Below are 17,594 nucleotides of genomic sequence, written 5' to 3' on the forward strand. Positions count from 1 at the left end.
CACGGCTAGGATTCATTACCTGCGAAAACTCTTAGGCCGCGGTTCTTCAACCGCATCCGCGAAGAGTGCAGACAGCCCGGTTAGCCGGTGGTTGTGTCGCCCTGGGGATCGGCGAGCGTGCAAGTACCGTATGATCTGGGTTAGCCATGATCAACTCCGTTTCAGTTGGTTGTGGTTAGCGGGTCGGGGGTGCTCTAACACCCTCGGCCCGCGCTACTCACGACATTGCTGCCATGGTTGCCCGCGAGGCGTCTTGACATCACAGCGCGGGCAACGCAATCACGCTAGCAGAGCAACTTAGGGTTGTCTGTAGTCGTAATCCGATAAATGCATCGTTGATGCAGATCGCAACCGTCAGGGCAGTCGTGGTTCACGGCGAGCGGTGAGCATTCCATCAGAATGGAACTCAAGCGCTATCGGATGCCCCTTCGCATCGCGCGCAACGTGGATGTAGTCGGTGCCATCGCCCGCGTAATACAGCACGTCGCCCTTCGCCGCGGCCAGCTCGCGCTCGGGGCCGCCGTCGCGCCGGATCGTCAGCTTTGCATCGCGAATCACGAGCACATGCTTGCTGTCGCCGGCGATGCGATAGCTGCCCGCCAGTGCCTGCATGTCACCTGCGGACAGCGCTTGCGGCATCCAGCTCGTATACGGATCGCCAACCGCAAGCGCACCCAGGCGGTGCGCAAGGGCGCGTGGATTCGGACGTCCACCATCGGTGTTGGCAAGCACCACCACGGTCACGTCCTGCTCGGGAAAGTAGGTGAACTGCGTGGCGAAGCCCGCAATGCCACCATTGTGTTCGTACACGGGTTTGCCACGCACAGTGCCAACCGCGATGCCGTAGCCGTAAGGCACGGGTTGGCCGTCGGACGTGGTCTTCGGTGTGGTCATCGCTTCGCGCAATGCGGACGGCAACAGCTCGCGATGCAGCGCGCGCAGAAATTTGAACAGATCGTCCACCGTGGAACTCAGCGCACCGGCGGCGCCGGGACCGGTCATGCTGGAGTAGGGCGCGCGCGTCGCGTTGCCCTTGGCATCGGTGCTGTAACCCTCGACCTGGCCGGACACGATGGACTCGTCGCCGGCATACAGCGTGCGCTGCATGCCGACCGGTGCCAGCACCAGGTCGTGCATGGCGCGATCCCATGATTGGCCAGTCACGCGCTCGATCACCGCGCCCAGCAGCATGTAGCCGGAGTTGCTGTAGCGCCATTGCGCGCCGGGCGCGAAATCCGGCGCCTTGGTTGCGATGCGCTCGACCAGCGACTTGGTATCGAAGGTCTCGGCCGGACCGGCGTCCCAGTCGTCGCTGACGCCGGAGGTATGGTCCAGCAGCTGCGCCAGGGTGATGTGCGCGGCGTTGGGGAAGTCGGGCAGATAGCGCGACAGCGGATCGCTCACCGACAGCTTGTGCATCGCCGCCAGCTTCAACACGGTGGTGGCGGTCAGCGTCTTGGTGATCGAGCCGATATGGAAGCGCTGGTCCGCGGAAAGCGGCACGCTGAGTTCGACATTGGCCATGCCGGCCGCGCCGCGGTAGAGCACCTGGTTGCCACGCGCCACCAGCACGGCGGCGCCGGGGTTGCCATTGGCGATATCGGCGGCAAGCATCGCTTGCGCACGCGCGGCGAGATCTTCGCTGGCCAGCGCCGGCAGGGCGAGGGAACACAGCAGGCCGAACAGACAGCCGGTGCGGAAGTGGTTCATGGCGTCCCTGCATCTGTGGATGATGGCGAGGGAATGTAGCAGCGTCGCAGCGTAGGTTGGGGTGAGCCGCCAGGCGAACCCCAACATGGCGAGGCGTGTGGCTTGCGGGTTGTTGGGGTTCGCCTGGCGGCTCACCCCAACCTACGCCGGCGTTTTTAGTCGTTGCCGAGCAGCTCCAGTTCGGCCAGCGACATGGAGGTGCCATTGCCGAAGCTCAGCCGATACCACGCGTAGGCCCCCGGCTTGGCAATGCTGAAAGCACGCGTCTGCCCCGCCCACGGGAAACGCTCGCCATGGCGGCTGTCCAGCGCGGTCCACTGCTTGCCGTCGTTCGAGCCTTCCAGCGTCCAATCGCCGGGTGCATTGCCCACTGCTGCCGAGGTGAGCGTATACATCGCCACCTTCGCCGCTGCCGGGGCATGCCAACGCACCACGGCGTGCGCGGCAAGCGTGGTGTCGGTGCGCCCGTCGTTGTCGAACAGGGCGTCCGGTTTGGCGACACCGGTTGCATCGCGCTCGCCCTTGCCGCCATCGGTAACGTCGCGCAGCGGCTTCGGACCGGCCGCGCCGCTCAGCGAAGCGGGCAAGTCCGCTTCGTCGCTTGCCCAGTGCGAAGGCTGCGGCCCCATCTCGAAACTCAGGGTGGCGCCCTTCGCCAGCAGCTCATGCGGCAAGGTGAGGCGATGCCACGGCTGGCCGTTCACCTTCAGGCTCTGCACGTAGCGGTTGCGGTCGCTGACCTGCGGCGCATCGATCACGATGTGCTTGCCGCTGTCCAGCTTGATGTCCATATGCGCGAAGAACGGTGCGCCGATCACATACTCCGGCGCGCCCATGCGCAGCGGATAGAAGCCGGCGGCGCTGAACACGTACCAGGCCGACATCTCGCCGTTGTCCTCGTCGCCCGGATAACCCTGGCCGATATCGCTGCCCAGGTACACGCGCGACAGCAGGTCGCGCACCTTGTCCTGCGTCTTCCAAGGCTGCCCGGCGTAGGCGTACATGTAGAGGATGTGGTGCGATGGCTGGTTGCTGTGGCCGTACTGGCCCATGCGGATGTCGCGCGCTTCCAGCATCTCGTGGATCGGCTCGCCGTAGCCGCCGACGTGGAACTCGCCGGGCGTGGCGAAGAACTGGTCCAGCTTCGCCGCGAGTTTGTCGCGGCCGCCGTACAGCGCGGCCAGGCCGGCGCCGTCGTGCGGGGCGTGGAAGGCCATGTTCCAGGCATTGGTCTCGGTGTAGTCGTCGCCCCAGCGCAGCGGGTCGAACTGCGCCTTGGTGTAGCGCCACTGGCCCTTGGCGTCGCGGCCGACGAAGAAGCCGATCTCGGGGTTGAACAGATTGACGTAGTCCTGCGCGCGCGAGTGGAAATACGCGGCGTCGGCGGCGTAGTTGGCGCGGTAGGGATCCTTGGTGTTCTGGTCGACGGCCAGTGCGGCGGCGAGGTTGCCGATGGCGAAATCGTTGATATAGCCGTCCATCGACCAGGACAGGCCTTCCTTGGTGCCGGTGTCCACGTAGCCGTTGAAGTTGGAGCGGTCCAGCCCCTTGCGGCCGGTGCCGGCGATCGGGCTGAGCACGGTCGCGTCCTTCAGCGCGGCCTGGTAGAAGCCGCGCACGTCGAAGTTGCGGATGCCCTTGAGCCAGGCGTCGGCGAAGGCCACGTCGGCGCTGGTGCCGACCATCAGGTCGGCATAGCCGGGCGAGGACCAGCGCGCGATCCAGCCGCCGTCGCGGTACTCCTGCACGAAGCCGTCGATCAGCTCGCCGGCCTGCCGCGGCGCCAGCAAGGTGTAGGCGGGCCAGGCCGTGCGGTAGGTGTCCCAGAAACCGTTGTTGACGTAGACCTTGCCGTCGAGCACGCGCGCGCCGGTATGGGTGGGCGTGTTGTCGCCGGTGGGGGCGGAGAACGGGCTGGCGTAGCGGTAGACGGGCCTGGCCTGGTCGCCGGTGTTCTCGTAGGCGGAGTTGGGGTAGAGGAACAGGCGGTACAGATTGGAATACAGCGTGACCAGCTCGTCGTGGTTGGCACCCTTGACCGCAACGATGCCGAGCTGTTCGTCCCAGCGCTTGCGCGCGCGTTCGCGCACGGCGTCGAAGGTATCGCCCTTGGCGATCTCCAGTTCGAGATTGTGCTTGGCCTGGTCGACGCCGATCAGCGAGGTGGCGATGCGCAGGTTGACGGTCTTGTTCTTCGAGGTGTCGAAGCCGAACCAGGCCGCGACGTGGTCGCGGCCTTCACCGGCGAGCTTGCCGCTTTCGCTGACGGGCTGGTCGGCTTCGGCATAGAAGAACAGACGCGTGGCGCCGGTGGAAAGGCGGCTCTTCACGTCGGAGTAGCCGCTGAAGCTGCGGCCGGAAGGATCGAGCGTAATGCCGCCCTGGTCGGTGCGGTTGTCGAACACCAGCTGGCCGCGCGCGGCGGGGAAGGTGAAGCGGAAGATCGCGGCGTGATCGGTGGGCGCGATCTCGCTGACGATGCCGTTGTCGAACGCCACCTTGTAGTAATCGGCGCGCGCCACCTCGTGGTCGTGGCCGAAGCTCAGCGCACGTGCCTTGCGGTTGGCGGTGGGCGCGCCGCTGGCGACGCTGGCCGGCATCAGCTGGAAGGTCTGGCGGTCGCCCATCCACGGGCTGGGTTCGTGCGACAGCACCAGGGCTTCCAGGCGCGGGCGGTTGTCGTCGCCGTTGCGCTGCTGGTACTGGTACATCCAGTCGGAGCCGGCATCCGTCACCGGCGCCCAGAAGTTGAAGCCATGCGGCAGGGCGGTGGCGACGACGTTGTTGCCGCGCGAGAAGTCGGCGTTGGAGTTGGTGCCGCGCAGGGTGCTGACGTAGTCGCTGGGGCGCGTGGCGGTATCCGCCGGCGCATCGCCGATGCGCACGTCGTCGAGGAAACCTTCCACCGTGCCGGCGGGGCCGTCCTGCGCGAGCACGATGCGCTTGATGGTGCGGCCCTGCGCCACCGCACCCACGTCGATGACCAGGCGGTTCCACTGGTTGGGATAGAGCGTGCGGCCTTCGCCCTGCGCGCGCGCGGTGGCGGCGACGTGGCGCTGGTCGTTGGCGGCGTGGGTCGAGAGATGCGAGCCGTCGTCGAAGACCAGGTCCACCGCGGTGTAGGTGGACGGGTTGGCGAGGTTGTCGCCCCCAGTGACCGGGAACAGCAGGTAGGAGAGTTGCGTATGCGCGCCGACCGGCAGGTTGACGTCGAACAGCGCGGCTTCCTGCGCCTTGCCACCCTGGCCGCGGTAATGCAGCGAGTGCAGGCCGGTGAAGCCGACGCCGGGTTTGGCGGTGAGCACCACGTTTTTATCCGGGCCGCCGGCGATGTCGACGGCGAGCGGGGACTTGGACGTCCGCAGCGCCGGGTCGCCCGGTTCGAACGAGCTGAAGAAGGCGCCGTCCTGGCTGGCATGCGCCAGGGGCAGGGCGAGCAACAGGGCGCAGGTCAGGAGGTTCACAGCGGAGATGCGGAGGCGGTGGCGCATGCGTAGGTCTTCCCCTCGTGGGCGCGCGGTGCGAGGGGACCGGGCGCGGGAGGCCCGATTTGAATCGTTCTAAATGAGGTCTGTCAAACCGCGCCGCAGCAATGCGTGCGGGATGCGGGCGTAGGTTGGGGTGAGCGGAGCGAACCCCAACATCGCGCGCCACCGCGATCCCCGCGTTGGGGTTCGCTCCGCTCACCCCAACCTACGCCGATCGAACTGCGCGAGCCGATGTCGATTCCGGCCATCCACATTCGTCATCCTCACAAACCCGGTGCAAGATGCCCCGGCCAACTCCCCCGCAAGCGAGCCGAACATGACGAACGACGTTTCCCCCGGAACGCACGCCGACCACCCCGAGCGCCGACGCTGGATCGCACTCCTGGTGCTCTGCATGGGTGTGCTGATGATCGTGCTCGACACGACCATCGTGAACGTGGCGCTGCCCTCGATCAAAACCGACCTGAAGTTCAGCGACATCGAGCTGGCCTGGGTGGTCAACGCCTACATGCTTACCTACGGCGGCTTCCTGCTGCTCGGCGGGCGATTGGGCGATCTGTATGGCCACGGGCGATTCTTCCTGCTCGGCATCGCGCTGTTCACGCTGGCCTCGCTGGCCTGCGGGCTGTCGCAGACGCAGGGCTTCCTGATCGCCTCGCGGGCGATTCAGGGCCTGGGCGGTGCGGTGGTTACGGCGGTGGCGCTGTCGCTGATCATGGATCTGTTTACCGAGCCGGCCGATCGCGCCAAGGCGATGGGCATTTATGGCTTCGTCTGCGCCGGCGGCGGCAGCCTGGGCGCGATGCTCGGCGGCGTACTGACCAGCACGCTGACCTGGCACTGGGTGTTCCTGGTGAACCTGCCGATCGGTATCGCGGTGATCGCGTTCGCGCCGAAGCTGCTGCCCTCGACCAAGGGCGTGTCGGATACGCGCCATCTCGACGTCAGCGGTGCGATCACCGTGACCAGTGCGCTGATGCTGGCGGTGTACGCCATCGTCAACGGCAATGAGCTGGGTTGGACTTCCGCGCGCACGCTGGGCGAGCTGGCGGTTGCGCTGCTGCTGTTGGCGGTTTTCTTCGTGATCGAGGCGCGCGTGCGCAAGCCGCTGATGCCGCTGCGCCTGTTCGTACGGCGCAATATCGCGGTGTCCAACACGGTGGGCGTGCTGTGGGCGGCGGCGATGTTCGCGTGGTTCTTCCTGTCCGCGCTCTACATGCAGCTGGTGCTGGGCTATGGGCCGCTGGAAGTGGGCCTGGCGTTTCTGCCGGCCAACCTGATCATGGCGGTGTTCTCGCTGGGCATCTCGGCCAGGCTGGTGATGCGCTTCGGCATCCGCAAGCCGTTGGCCGCGGGGTTGGCATTTGCCGCGCTGGGCCTGCTGTTGTTCGCGCGTGCGCCGCAGGACGGGCATTACCTGATCGACATCATGCCGGGCATGGTGCTGCTGGGGCTGGGCGCGGGCATCGCGTTCAATCCGTTGCTGCTGGCGGCGATGGGCGATGTGGAGCCGTCGGAATCGGGACTCGCTTCCGGCCTGGTCAATACCGCCTTCATGATGGGCGGCGCGCTGGGCCTGGCGGTGCTGGCCAGTCTTGCCGCCTCGCAGACCGGCACCGCGCTGGCCGGTGGCGTCGAGCGCGGCGCGGCCTTGCTGACCGGTTATCGCACGGCCTTCCTGGCCGGCGCGTGCTTTGCCGCGGTGGGCGCGGTGCTGGGCGCGACGCTGCTGCGGCCGCGCGAAGCGGCGGCTGCCGAAGCGCCCGCGTCGGCGCATTGAAACCTTGCGAGGAGATGCCGTGATGGAACATCAGACCGTATCGCGCGACGCCTGGACAAAAGCGCGCGTGGCCTTGCTGGAGAAGGAAAAGGAATTCACGCGGCTGAAGGACGAGCTCAGCGCCGCGCGGCGCGAGCTGCCGTGGGTCGAGGTAACCGAGCCCTATGTGTTCGACGGGCCGCAGGGTCCGGTGACGCTGGCCGAGCTGTTCGGCGGGCGCAGCCAGCTGTTCGTGAAGCACTTCATGCTGCGGCCGGGGCAGGAGAATCCCTGCATCGGCTGCTCCTTCGAAGTGGATCATCTGGCCGGCATCCTGGTGCATCTGGAAAACCACGACGTGGCGTATGTGGCGATAGCGCGTGCGCCGATCGCGGAGATCGAAGCGCTGCGGCAACGCATGGGCTGGCAGTTTCCGTTCGTGTCGTCGCATCGCAGCGACTTCAACTACGACTTCCAGGTGTCGTTCACGCCGGAGCAGATGGCCCAGGGCAAGGCGACCTACAACTATCGCGAAGAGAAACCGGAGGGCACGGATTACTCGGGCGACAGCGTGTTCTACAAGGATGCGGATGGCAGGATCTTCCATACGTACTCGACTTTCGGGCGCGGTGGCGAGCAGTTTCTCGGGATCTATGGGTTTCTGGATGTGATGCCGAAGGGGCGTGCCGAGAACGGGCCGTATCGGTCGCTGGGGGATTGGGTGCGATTGCGCGACAGGTATGGATCTTCGACAGGATGCGGGTGCAAAGACTCTTCGTCCTGAAGCCATCGCGGCTCCGGATAAGCGGATATCGGGCTCTCGCGATTTCTGAGTACGTCTTTGATGCGCTTTGCATCCCCTCGCCATCGGCTGCTCTTGCCCGCAAACCAGGGGTGAGTCAAAGCTTGGTCCACAAGGCTGCGGCCCTGTTGAGCCGGCTTCGAGCCGGCGCGGGGCCGACCTTGGGAGCGCCGTCGCCACGGCGAGGTGGCGCGGCGTGCAGCGAAGCCAGGATGTCGGGGGATTTATGCGCAGGTATTACTTTATCGGCGCCATGCTGTTGTTGATCGGTGGAAGCATGGCCACCGCGATCGCCGCCGAAGAACAGGCGCCATCGGTCGGGCATTTTCTTGATCCGGGTATTCTTGCTTTTCCGGCCGCCTCGCCCAGGGGGATGGTCGGTTCGAGTTTCGGCAAGGGGTCGCCGGTCCTGCACGACCTGATGGTTTCGCCCGATGGCTGGGTTGATCGATACGAGGACTACCGGGTCGCGAGCAGCGTTCTGACCGACGGGCGCGGCGAAGTGCAAGGTTCTCTGGTGGTGGTAAACCGCGATAACGGCGAGTTTCTCGCCATGCTCGAAGCGCCGCATCGAAGCGGCTTGATTGCCGGAGACCGCCACGGGTTGCAACGCATGCGCGATGCGGCCGACGACGATGGCGGCAACGGCTTCAAGGATCCGGACGGTATCGAAAATCCCCGGCCGCCCAAGCCGACGGACCGTGCTGGAAAAGCGGACGTCGATTCCAAGGGCTTTATCATGATCGATGTCTTCGCGGGATTTTCGGAGGCTGCCGTCAAGAAAGTCGGAGACGCGAAAGCCTATGCGCTCGCCCAGGTCGCTTCGGTCAACCGGGCCTTGCAGAACTCGAAGGTGCAGAAGGTTCGCCTGCGGCTGGTGGGAGTGCGGACCATCAAGCAGGACTTCATCATCAGCGCGGAGAACCTGGACAAGAGCTACGATCTGTTCGAGCAGGACATGTTCGATAAGGGAGCCGATCTGTTCGCCGGCTTTTTCGATACCACGGCCGAAGACGGGACCGAAGGCATGGCGTGGACGGGAGGCCGGGCGAGCATGCAGACCGTGAAGTTCAAGCATGTTTTCAAGCACGAAATAGGTCATATCGTCGGCGGCCATCACTGCGCGGAGGGCGATGCCAGTTATCGGCATGGTTATGACAATGGCAAATCCCTCACGATCCTCTGCAGTCATACGCAGGGATACCAGACGCAGAGCAAGCGGGTGAATTACTACTCGAACCCCGCGGTGAAGGACATGCACGGAGTGGCCCTGGGAAAGCCTGGCGTCGCGAATATGGCGCGTCTTTGGAGGGAGCGGGCTGAGGCGATGTCCGCCGAAGCCGAAGCGGTAGTGCCGCTGAATTGAAGCGCATCGCCGGTGCACGGGCGCCTGGCTGGGGCGCCCGTGCACGGACGTGGTATCTGATGCTATTTCTCCAGGCGGTAATTCAAACTCGCCCGATTGAAATCCGTCGCACTCTGCGCCTCGAAATTCCACCGATGGCTCAAGCGATAACGCAGCGTCACCACCTGCCCAGGTTCGAACAACCCTACGCCATAGCTCAGATACAAACGCGGCGACAGGAATTTGCCGACGGTAAACGCCGACGTTCCGCCCAGCGCCTCGTTGCTGGAAACACCCACGTCGTCGATACCGAGCTTGCTGCCCACACTCTTGGCCAGCAGATCGCCCGCCGCCGAACCCAGCGCCTGCGCCGCCGCGCCGACCATATCGCCTTCGCCGCCTTTCACCTGCGACAGTGGCTTGCCGGTGATCAGGTACGACAGCGCATCCGATTGCTCCATCACCGGATTGGAGAATACGGTAAGCATCGGGCGCTGTGCCGTTCCGGACACCATCAGGCCCACCTTCTGGCCTTCGTCGATGGTGGCATTCGGATTGAGCTTGCGCGCCGCGCGGATATCCAGGCCGGGGTTGTCGACCGGCGTGCTCGCGAACAGCAAGCGTCCCTGCTCGATCTGCAGGCTCTGCCCGTATGCCTTGTAGATGCCGTCGACGGTGATCTGCCCCTGGCCCGTGGTGGCGCGGCCGGGACGCTCGCTGACGGTAAGCGTTCCGCTGAGGCGGCCGTCCAGGCCGAAGCCGACCAGATGCGTCTTGCGCCCCAGATCGACCTTCACCAAAGCGGTGATCGGCAAGGCCTTGGCTTTCTCCGCCTGCTGCTCCTGGTCCACCACCACCACGTCGGGCGAGGCCTGCGTGGCGCCCGCGCCGGGCAGGCGGGAGACGTCGATGTCGGCGGTGTCGAGCGTGACGTCGCCGCCGACGTTGATGCCCTTGGCGTCCTGGGTGATCTGCAGGTCGGGCGAGATGATCACCTTGGCCGAGGGAATGTCGGCGGCAGTGAACTGGCTGCCCTTGACGTTGATCGCGGTGGTGGCGCCTTCGCCGACGCCCGCATGCCCGTCGATGCGCAGCGAACCCTTGCCCGACTGCACGCTGCCGCCGATCAGGAACTGCCTGGCGTCGGTGGTGCTGACGGTGAGCTGGCCCTGGCTGAGCTTCAAACCCGCTGACGGCACTTCCGCGGCGAAGCCGGTGACGGCCGCCTGGCCCGAAACCAGCGGCTGCGCCACGGTGCCGGCGAAGCGGAAGCTGCCGTTGGCCGCGCCTTTCACCTCGGCGACTTCATTGCTGAAGAGTTCGATGAACTTGAGATTGTTGAGGTGCAGTTCCAGTTGCCCGCCCAGCGCCTGCTGCGCACCGTTGATCGAGACCTGCCCGTCGATGCGGCCGCCGTCGTTGAGGCCCGCGTGCAAGGTGGCGTTCTGGCTGGAGGGGCTGAGCTGGGCCTGCAGCGCGAGTTCGTTGTAGGACAGCAGCGGCTGGTCGGCGCGGTCGACATAGGTGACGGCGCCGCGCGGCGAGGTGATCGAGGCGCTGCCGCTGAGCGCGCCGGCCGCGTTGCGGCGGATGCTGCCGCTGCCGCCGAGGGTGCCGTCGGCGCGCATCGGCATGCCGGGGCCGGCGAAGGTCATCAGCAGCGCGAGCGGCAAGTCGCGCAGGCGATAGTTGGCGTCGAGATTGCCGGCCTTGTCCTGCCTGGCGGCCACGCACAGCTGCGGCTCGCCGGCGGTGAGGCACAGCTCGGACAGGCTCATCGCACCGTTGTCGTAGCCCAGCTGCGAGGGCTGCTGCAGATGCCAGCGCGGAATGCCCTGCGGCTCCAGGTCCAGCGTGGACAGCGTGCCGTTCCACGCGCTGCCCTTCATGCCGCCGCTGAGCGCGACGCGCGTGGAAAGCTGCTGGCCGCTGGCCTGCAGGGTGAGGCTGTGGCGTGCGGAGCTGCCTTCGCCGTGCAGGTCGATGCGCTTGAAATCCAGGCCGCCGAGCCTGGCGGCGCCGGTTTCCAGGTCTAGCTGTCCACCCGGGTTGCTGAGGTCGGGCAGGTTGGCGTTGAGGTGCAGGCTGTCGACGGTCTGGCCGGCGTAGGCGATGCCATTGCCTTGCAGCCTGGCGTCGAGCGAGAGCTTCGGCGCCTTGCCGCGCAGGCGCAGGTCGCCCTGTACGCGGCCTTGCGCATCCGGCAGCCAGTCGCCCAGCGAGGCGATGGCCAGGTCGAGCTGTGCGTCGTTGCTGGCGCCGGGTTTGGCGTCGAGCTTGACCGTGCTGCCGCCGGAGGCGAGATCGAGCTTGCCGTCCACCACTTGTTGCGGGGTGAGATGCAGCTTGCCCTGCGCGCGGACGGGTCGGTCGCGCAGGGTGCCGGCGAGCTTGCGGATATCCAGCGTGGCGTCGGGCTGGTTCTGCGGCAGTGTGCCGTCGGTAGCGATGTCGAAATCGAGCGCGCCGTTCCAGCCGGCCAGCAGCTGGCCGGGGTCGAGCTTGTTCGCCGTGGCTTCGAGCTGCCAGGCCAGCGCGGGCTGCAGGGTGAGCGTGCCCTTGGCCTGCATGCCGCCCTGCGGCTGCTTGAGTTCCAGCGTGTGCAGGGTGACGAGTTTCGGCGTGCCGTCCAGATTGAGCGCGAGCTTGGCCAGCCTGCCGGGCGGGCCGACGTCCACATCGCCTTCGGCATGGAACGCATCCGCGCTGCCGCGTGCTTTCAGGCTGCCCTGGCTGGCCAGGTCCTGGCCGGCGAGCGACGCGGGCAGCAGCAGGTCTTTCCAGGCGATGGTGAGGTCGCCGCTCACCGGTTGCGCGCCGAGCTGCACGGTGCCGTTGGCTTCGAGCTGGCCCTTGATCTGCGGCGAGCCCAGGGTGAGCTTCTGCAGTTGCAGCGTCTTGAAATCGTCGCTGAAGCGCGCGCTCAGCGGCTGCAGCAGCAGCTGGTAGTCGTTGAGATCGACCTTGCCCTGCAGCGTGCCGCCGTGGCGGTCGCCGCTGCCCTGCAGGGCCAGGCCCAGCGCGGTGAGCGAGCTGTCGCCGAGCAGGGGCTTGGGATCGAAGCGCGGCGCGTCCAGGCGCGCGTTCCAGTCGTAGTCGCCGCGCTGCGCGGCGTCCACGGTGAGTTGCAGCGCGGTGGGCTGGGTGAGTTTGAGTTCGGTCTTGATGCGCTTGCCGTCGCCGTGCGCTTCGATGCTGCCGGCGTATTCCACGCCTGCTACCTTCCAGGCGAAGCCCGCGGCGCCGTCGCCTTGTTCGCCGGCGGCAATGACGAGCTTGCCGTTGAGGTCGGCGTGGCCATCCGGCGCCAGCAGGTTGAGCTGGTGCAGCTCGATGCCGGCGGAGGTCCACTGGCCGGCCAGGTCCAGGCGGTTGGAGGCGAACAGCGGCTCGTCCGCCTGCACGATGCGCACGGCGCCGACGTGGACGCGGTCCAGCACGATGTCCAGCGGCGGCTTGAGCGAAAAGCTGCTTTCGCCGGGTTTTTCTTCTTCCTTCGGCTTGGGCAGCGCGACCTCGATGCCGTCGGCATCCAGGTTCAGCACATGCGCGCGCTTGCGCAGCAGCGGCCACAGGCGCAGGTCGAGCGTGGCGCTGGCCACTTTCACTTCCATGCCCTGGCCGTCGGCGTAGCGCAGGCCCTTGAGCTGCAGCGGGCCGGCGAGATGGCCATCCGCCTGCTGCACGGTAAGCGCGCCATCGGTGAAGGCTTGCGCGCGCGCCAAGGCGAAACGCAGGCCGGACGCGCTGCCCAGCAGCCACCACAGCGCAACCGCCAGCAACAGCACCACGATGCCGAGGAAGATGCCGATGCGCTTGAGCCACTTGGCCATCGTCATGTTCCTCACAAGTCCGGCCCGATCACGAGATGCAACTGCACCCCGTGTTCGCGCTTGTCATTGACCGGCGTGCCGACGTCCACGCGGATCATGCCCACCGGCGACAGCCAGCGCACGCCCAGGCCCGCGCCGACGCGCGGCCGGTAATCGGTGCCGTCGAAAGCATTGCCGGCGTCGACGAAGGCGGCCATGCCCCAGTTGCGGGTGAAGTAGTGCTCCACTTCGGAGCTGGCCACCAGCAGGTTGCGGCCGCCGACCACGCGGTCGAAGTCGTTGCGCGGGCCGATGGTCTGGAAGCCGTAGCCGCGCACCGAGCGGTCGCCGCCGGCGAAGAAGCGCAGCTGCGGCGGCAGCGCGTTGAAGTCGTTGGTCCAGGTATAGCCGACGCTGCCGCGCAGGATCAGGCGGTCGCGTTTGGTGAAGGCGCGGATCCACTTCGCATCCGCGGCGAGCTGGCTGAAGCTGGCGTCGGACAGCAAGGTGCCGACCGTGCTGCGCGCGTAGATGTCGATCGCCCAGCCGTTGCGCACGAAGGTCGGGTTGTCGGCCTGTTTGCGCGACAGCGAGGCCTCCGGATAGAACAGCGTGCTGCGGCCGTGCTCGATGCCGGCGACGTTGTCGTTCTCGCCGGCCTGCTTGCCCACGGTGAAGGTGCCGGACAGCGCATGCAGGCCGACAGTGCGCGTCCAGCCGTGCCACAGGCGGGTTTCGTTGGCGACCAGTTCGAGCGTGCGCGATTTCGAGGTGTCGGTGTTGGCGTCGCGGAAGTTGGCGCCGAAGTTGAACGAGCGCTGGTTGTCGCCCGGCATGGGAATGGAATACAGCGTGGACAGCGTCTTCAATCGCTGCGCCAGCACCAGTTCGTTCTTCCACTTGTGGCCGCTGCGGTTGATCCAGCGCCGCTCCATGCCGGCGCGCACGCCGGCGCCGGTGTCGGTGCCGACGAAGGGACCGCCGGTGTAGATGGTGCGCTTGGCCGGCGCCAGCTGCACGGTGACGTCGACCACGCCGTCCCTGGCCTCGTCCACGTCGGGCAGCACATTGACCACCGAGAAATAGTCGGCGCCGTTGAGCGCCTGCTGCAGCTGCAGCAGCTGGTCCTGCTGGAAATAGTCGCCGCTTTTGAACGGCACGTAGCGCTGAAGGAAGCCTTGCTTGAATTGCGAGCCTTCGAAGTGCACTTCGCCGTAGCGGTAGCGCTTGCCGGCTTCCCACGCCAGCGCGATGGTGGCGGTGCGCTCGCCGCGGTTGACCTCCACGCGGTGGGTGACCATGCGCGCAGACAGATAACCGTTGGCGGTGAGCGCGCCGGCAAGCGCGTCGCGGGTGCTGGTGTAGGTGCCGTGATTGAGCTGCTGGCCCTTGAGCCGTTCCACCGCGCGCTCGGCGCGGCGCACGGCGGGAATCTTCATGGCCTCGTCGTCGAGCTTGACCTCGACTGCGCTGACCAGCACCGGCTCGCCCGGTTTCACGTGCAGGGTAACGCGCCAGTCGGCGCCGTTCTGCTGGATGTCGCCTGCGGCGCTGGCTTCGTAATAGCCGTAGGGCTCCAGCGCGCTGCGCACCTGCTCCGGCGCGCGCTCGAACAGGCGGCGCACCTGGGCTTCGCTCACGTCGCGGTTGGCGTACTGGGAGAGTTCGACGCCGGCGATCACCGGAGCCTTGAGCGTGTCGTCCACCCCGTCCACCACCAGCTGCACGCCGGCCCGCGCGAACGGGCTCAGCAACAGCAGGGGCAGGGCGGCCAGGCCCAGGCGTCGTTGTCGGCGCATGCGGGGGTTCCATCCATTGGGGCGGCAGGCGAATGCATCGCCTGGTCCGAGCTTAGCGGGTGGAGGTGAGACCGCAACCTCGGGCTGCCGTTCGCGGGTTCGTGCGGTGGGGTGGGCGAATGCGAACTTCAACGCGCGTGGAGGGTACTGCGGTGTTGGGGTTCGCTGGCGCTCACCCCAACCCACGCTGGCGCGGCGGGGATCAACCGGCCTTGTCGCCGGCCTTGTGCGCGATCCACGCGCCGACCACGGCCGACACGTACGGAATCGCCTGCGCGCTGAGGATGAACATCCACAGCTTGCTCTCCACGTAGTGCGTGCCGTAGGCCATGCCCATGCCCACCACGCACAGCAGCAGGGCGATGGCCATCAGCATTTCCTCGCGCACCGGTGCGAAGGCGGCGAAGTTGCTGCCGCCCAGGCGGCGGCTCTTGGCGGTGACCACGAACGAGGTCTTCTCGCGCGTGAGGCCGTGCAGGATGCCGCGCGCGATGGCGTGCGACAGGCCCATGCTGGCCAGCGAGGCCATCAAGGTGTCGTACCAGCTGCAGGGCACGCGGGCGCGGTACAGCACGATGCCGAAGATGGCCTTGGCGAAGAAGAAGCCGATCACCGGGATCAGGAACAGCTGCATCGGCAGGGTGAACAGCTTCGGCGCGGCCACCATGCCGGCGGTCCAGAAGATCGCCATCAGGGTGAAGATCAGATGCAGCGCGTCGGCGAACCAGCTGAACCAGCCGGTGAGGAAGTGGAAGCGCTGGCCCACCGAGAGCGGACCCTTGCGCGTCATCCAGTCCCAGCGGCCCTTGAGGATCTGCATGGCGCCGAAGGCCCAGCGGTAGCGCTGGCTCTTGTAGGCCTTGAAGTCCGCCGGGGTGAGGCCCTTGCCCATCAGCTCGTCGACGTAGACCAGCTCGTAGCCGGCATGCATCAGGCGCAGGCCCAGTTCCGCGTCTTCGCAGATGGTCCATTCGGACCAGCCGCCGGTGCCTTCCAGCGCCGAGCGGCGCACCATGGTCATGGTGCCGTGCTGGATGATCGCGTTGCGCTCGTTGCGGTGGTGCATGCCGATGCGGAAGAAGCCGTCGTATTCCCACGCGGTCATGCGGCGGAAGCGGTTGTGCTCGAAATCGCGGTGTGCCTGCGGGCACTGCACCACGGCCACCTTGGGGTCGTGGAAGTGGCCGGTGAGCGTGGCCAGCCAGTCCTGGCGCACCACGTAGTCCGCGTCGATCACCGCCACCACGTCGGCGCGCGGATCGGTTTCCTTCAGGCCGAAGTTCAGCGCGCCGGCCTTGAAGCCGGGCCACGGCTCCAGGTGGAAGAAGCGGAAGCGGTGGCCGAGCTTTTCGCAGTATTCCTGCACCGGCTGCCAGATCGCCGGGTCCTTGGTGTTGTTGTCGATCACCAGGACTTCGTAGTTCTCGTACTCGAGCTCGGCCAGCGAGTCGAGCGTGACGATCACCATTTCCGGCGGCTCGTTGTAGCAGGCCAGGTGGATCGACACGAACGGCTGCTTCGCCGGCGGATCCGGCCGCAGCATGCCGGCGTGGCGCACCCACGAGCGCCGCCACAGCACTTCGGTGAATTCGAAGCCGTTGATCAGCAGGATGGCCAGGATGGCGATCTGCGCCGGGAACAGCAGGACCAGCATGGTCCAGTCGATCCAGCTCAGGTAGAAATTGAAGGGCAGGGTGGCCGACCACACCACCAGGCCGCAGGCCAGCTGGATCAGCGCGGCGAAGAAGAAGCGGCCGGTGAGCTTGAAGCGCGCGAAGCGGCGCCCGAACCAGATCATCGGCACCAGTGCCAGCAGGCCGGCGGCCAGCGCCTTCCACGGCCAGCCGGTGTCCTCGGTCACCGGGCCGGTGAACGGGAACTTGGGCTGGCGGTCGGCATTGAACATGCCCCAATAGGCTTCGGTGCGGCCGGCCAGCTTTTCCTTCCAGGGCTGGTCGAAGGCTTCCATCACGTAGTAGTCGAGCTTTTCCTGCTTGGCCTTGTTGAACCACAGGCGCAGGAAGATCGCTTCGTCGGAGACCGAGGGCTGGGCGTACTTGAAGCGGTCGCCGTTGGACGGCCAGCCGATCTCGCCGATCACGATGTGCTTGTTCGGGAACAGCTGCTGCAGGGCCTCGTAGCTCTTCATCGCGTCCACGACGGCGTCGGCGCGGGGCACCCCGTTCCAGTACGGGAACAGGTGGACGGTGATGAAGTCCACGTGGTCGGCCAGTTCCGGGTACATGGCCCAGATATGCCAGGGCTCGGCGATCGACACCGGCTGCTTCAGCGCCGCGCGGGCGCGGTCGGCATAGGCCATCAGCTGCTCGGGGGTGAGGTCGCCGCGGAACAGCACCTCGTTGCCGACGATCACGCGGGTGATCGAATTGGGGTAGCGGCGGGCCTGGGCGATCAGCGCGTCCAGCTCCAGCTCGTTGTTGTCCAGGCGGCGGTCCATCCAGGCGCCGGCCATGACGTCCAGCCCGTCGCGCTCGGCCAGGCGGTAGACCTGGGGATTCTGCAGGGTGGAATAGGTGCGGATGCGCGAGGTGTAGCGGCTGAGCAGCTTCAGGTCGCCCTCGATCTCCTCCTCGCTGGGGAAATCGTTCTTCAGCGGGTTCTGGTAGCGCTGGAAGGCCGACAGGGCGAAGCCGCCGACCGGGCCGCTCCAGTCCTTGGGACCGTTCGGAAGGTTGCCCCACCACCACAGGCCGACATTCAGCGCCGCGACGACCAGCGCCAGCAGAATGGCTGAAAACAGCGTGGACCGGCTGGGATGGGTGGCTGCTGCAGCGGTAGCGCTCAAGAACGATCCCCGTGGTTGCCTCTCACACGAGGCGCCAAAGCTTGAGGAGCTTACCGAGGGTGGGCAGCAGGCT

The 17,594-nt window shown here is 66.6% G+C and carries 8 protein-coding genes; 3 read left to right on the plus strand and 5 right to left on the minus strand.

Translation table 11 applies throughout. The features are described 5' to 3' along the window. Nucleotides 1–354: 354 nt before the first annotated feature. Both FHW85_RS07675 and FHW85_RS07680 read right to left on the minus strand, forming a co-directional pair. Nucleotides 355–1,845: a serine hydrolase domain-containing protein gene (locus FHW85_RS07675; protein WP_168647875.1), complete on the minus strand. Its 1,491-nt coding sequence runs from the start codon at nucleotides 1,843–1,845 to the stop codon at nucleotides 355–357. A gap of 20 nt (nucleotides 1,846–1,865) precedes the next feature. Further along, the gene (locus FHW85_RS07680; protein ID WP_168647876.1) at nucleotides 1,866–5,201 is read right to left on the minus strand and encodes a GH92 family glycosyl hydrolase; all 3,336 of its coding nucleotides are present in this window, start codon (nucleotides 5,199–5,201) and stop codon (nucleotides 1,866–1,868) included. A gap of 313 nt (nucleotides 5,202–5,514) precedes the next feature. Here FHW85_RS07680 and FHW85_RS07685 point away from each other — a divergent pair, with 313 nt between their 5' ends. The 3 genes from FHW85_RS07685 to FHW85_RS22555 all read left to right on the plus strand — a co-directional run bounded on the left by FHW85_RS07685 (nucleotide 5,515) and on the right by FHW85_RS22555 (nucleotide 9,125). After that, a complete protein-coding gene (locus FHW85_RS07685) occupies nucleotides 5,515–6,978 on the plus strand; it encodes an MFS transporter (protein ID WP_168647877.1) in 1,464 nt (487 codons plus the stop codon). Nucleotides 6,979–7,000: 22 nt separating this feature from the next. Continuing rightward, complete coding sequence (locus FHW85_RS07690; protein ID WP_167256573.1) at nucleotides 7,001–7,741, plus strand: thioredoxin family protein; 741 nt, start codon at nucleotides 7,001–7,003, stop codon at nucleotides 7,739–7,741. Between the two features lie 214 nt (nucleotides 7,742–7,955). Further along, a complete protein-coding gene (locus tag FHW85_RS22555; RefSeq protein ID WP_168647878.1) occupies nucleotides 7,956–9,125 on the plus strand; it encodes a hypothetical protein in 1,170 nt (389 codons plus the stop codon). 62 nt (nucleotides 9,126–9,187) lie between these two features. Here the strand turns inward: FHW85_RS22555 and FHW85_RS07700 are convergent, their stop codons facing one another. From FHW85_RS07700 to FHW85_RS07710, 3 genes are all read right to left on the minus strand, one after another. After that, complete coding sequence (locus FHW85_RS07700; RefSeq protein WP_168647879.1) at nucleotides 9,188–12,937, minus strand: translocation/assembly module TamB domain-containing protein; 3,750 nt, start codon at nucleotides 12,935–12,937, stop codon at nucleotides 9,188–9,190. An 11-nt stretch (nucleotides 12,938–12,948) separates the two neighbouring features. Next, nucleotides 12,949–14,715, minus strand: coding sequence for an autotransporter assembly complex family protein (locus tag FHW85_RS07705; RefSeq protein WP_168647880.1), 1,767 nt, complete (start codon nucleotides 14,713–14,715; stop codon nucleotides 12,949–12,951). A 202-nt stretch (nucleotides 14,716–14,917) separates the two neighbouring features. Beyond that, nucleotides 14,918–17,521 carry a glycosyltransferase family 2 protein gene (locus tag FHW85_RS07710; RefSeq protein ID WP_167256581.1) on the minus strand — a complete coding sequence of 868 codons (2,604 nt, stop codon included), beginning with the start codon at nucleotides 17,519–17,521 and terminating at the stop codon, nucleotides 14,918–14,920. Nucleotides 17,522–17,594 lie beyond the last annotated feature (73 nt).

The organism is Dyella sp. SG609, assembly GCF_012275375.1.
Classification (GTDB): domain Bacteria; phylum Pseudomonadota; class Gammaproteobacteria; order Xanthomonadales; family Rhodanobacteraceae; genus Dyella_D; species Dyella_D marensis.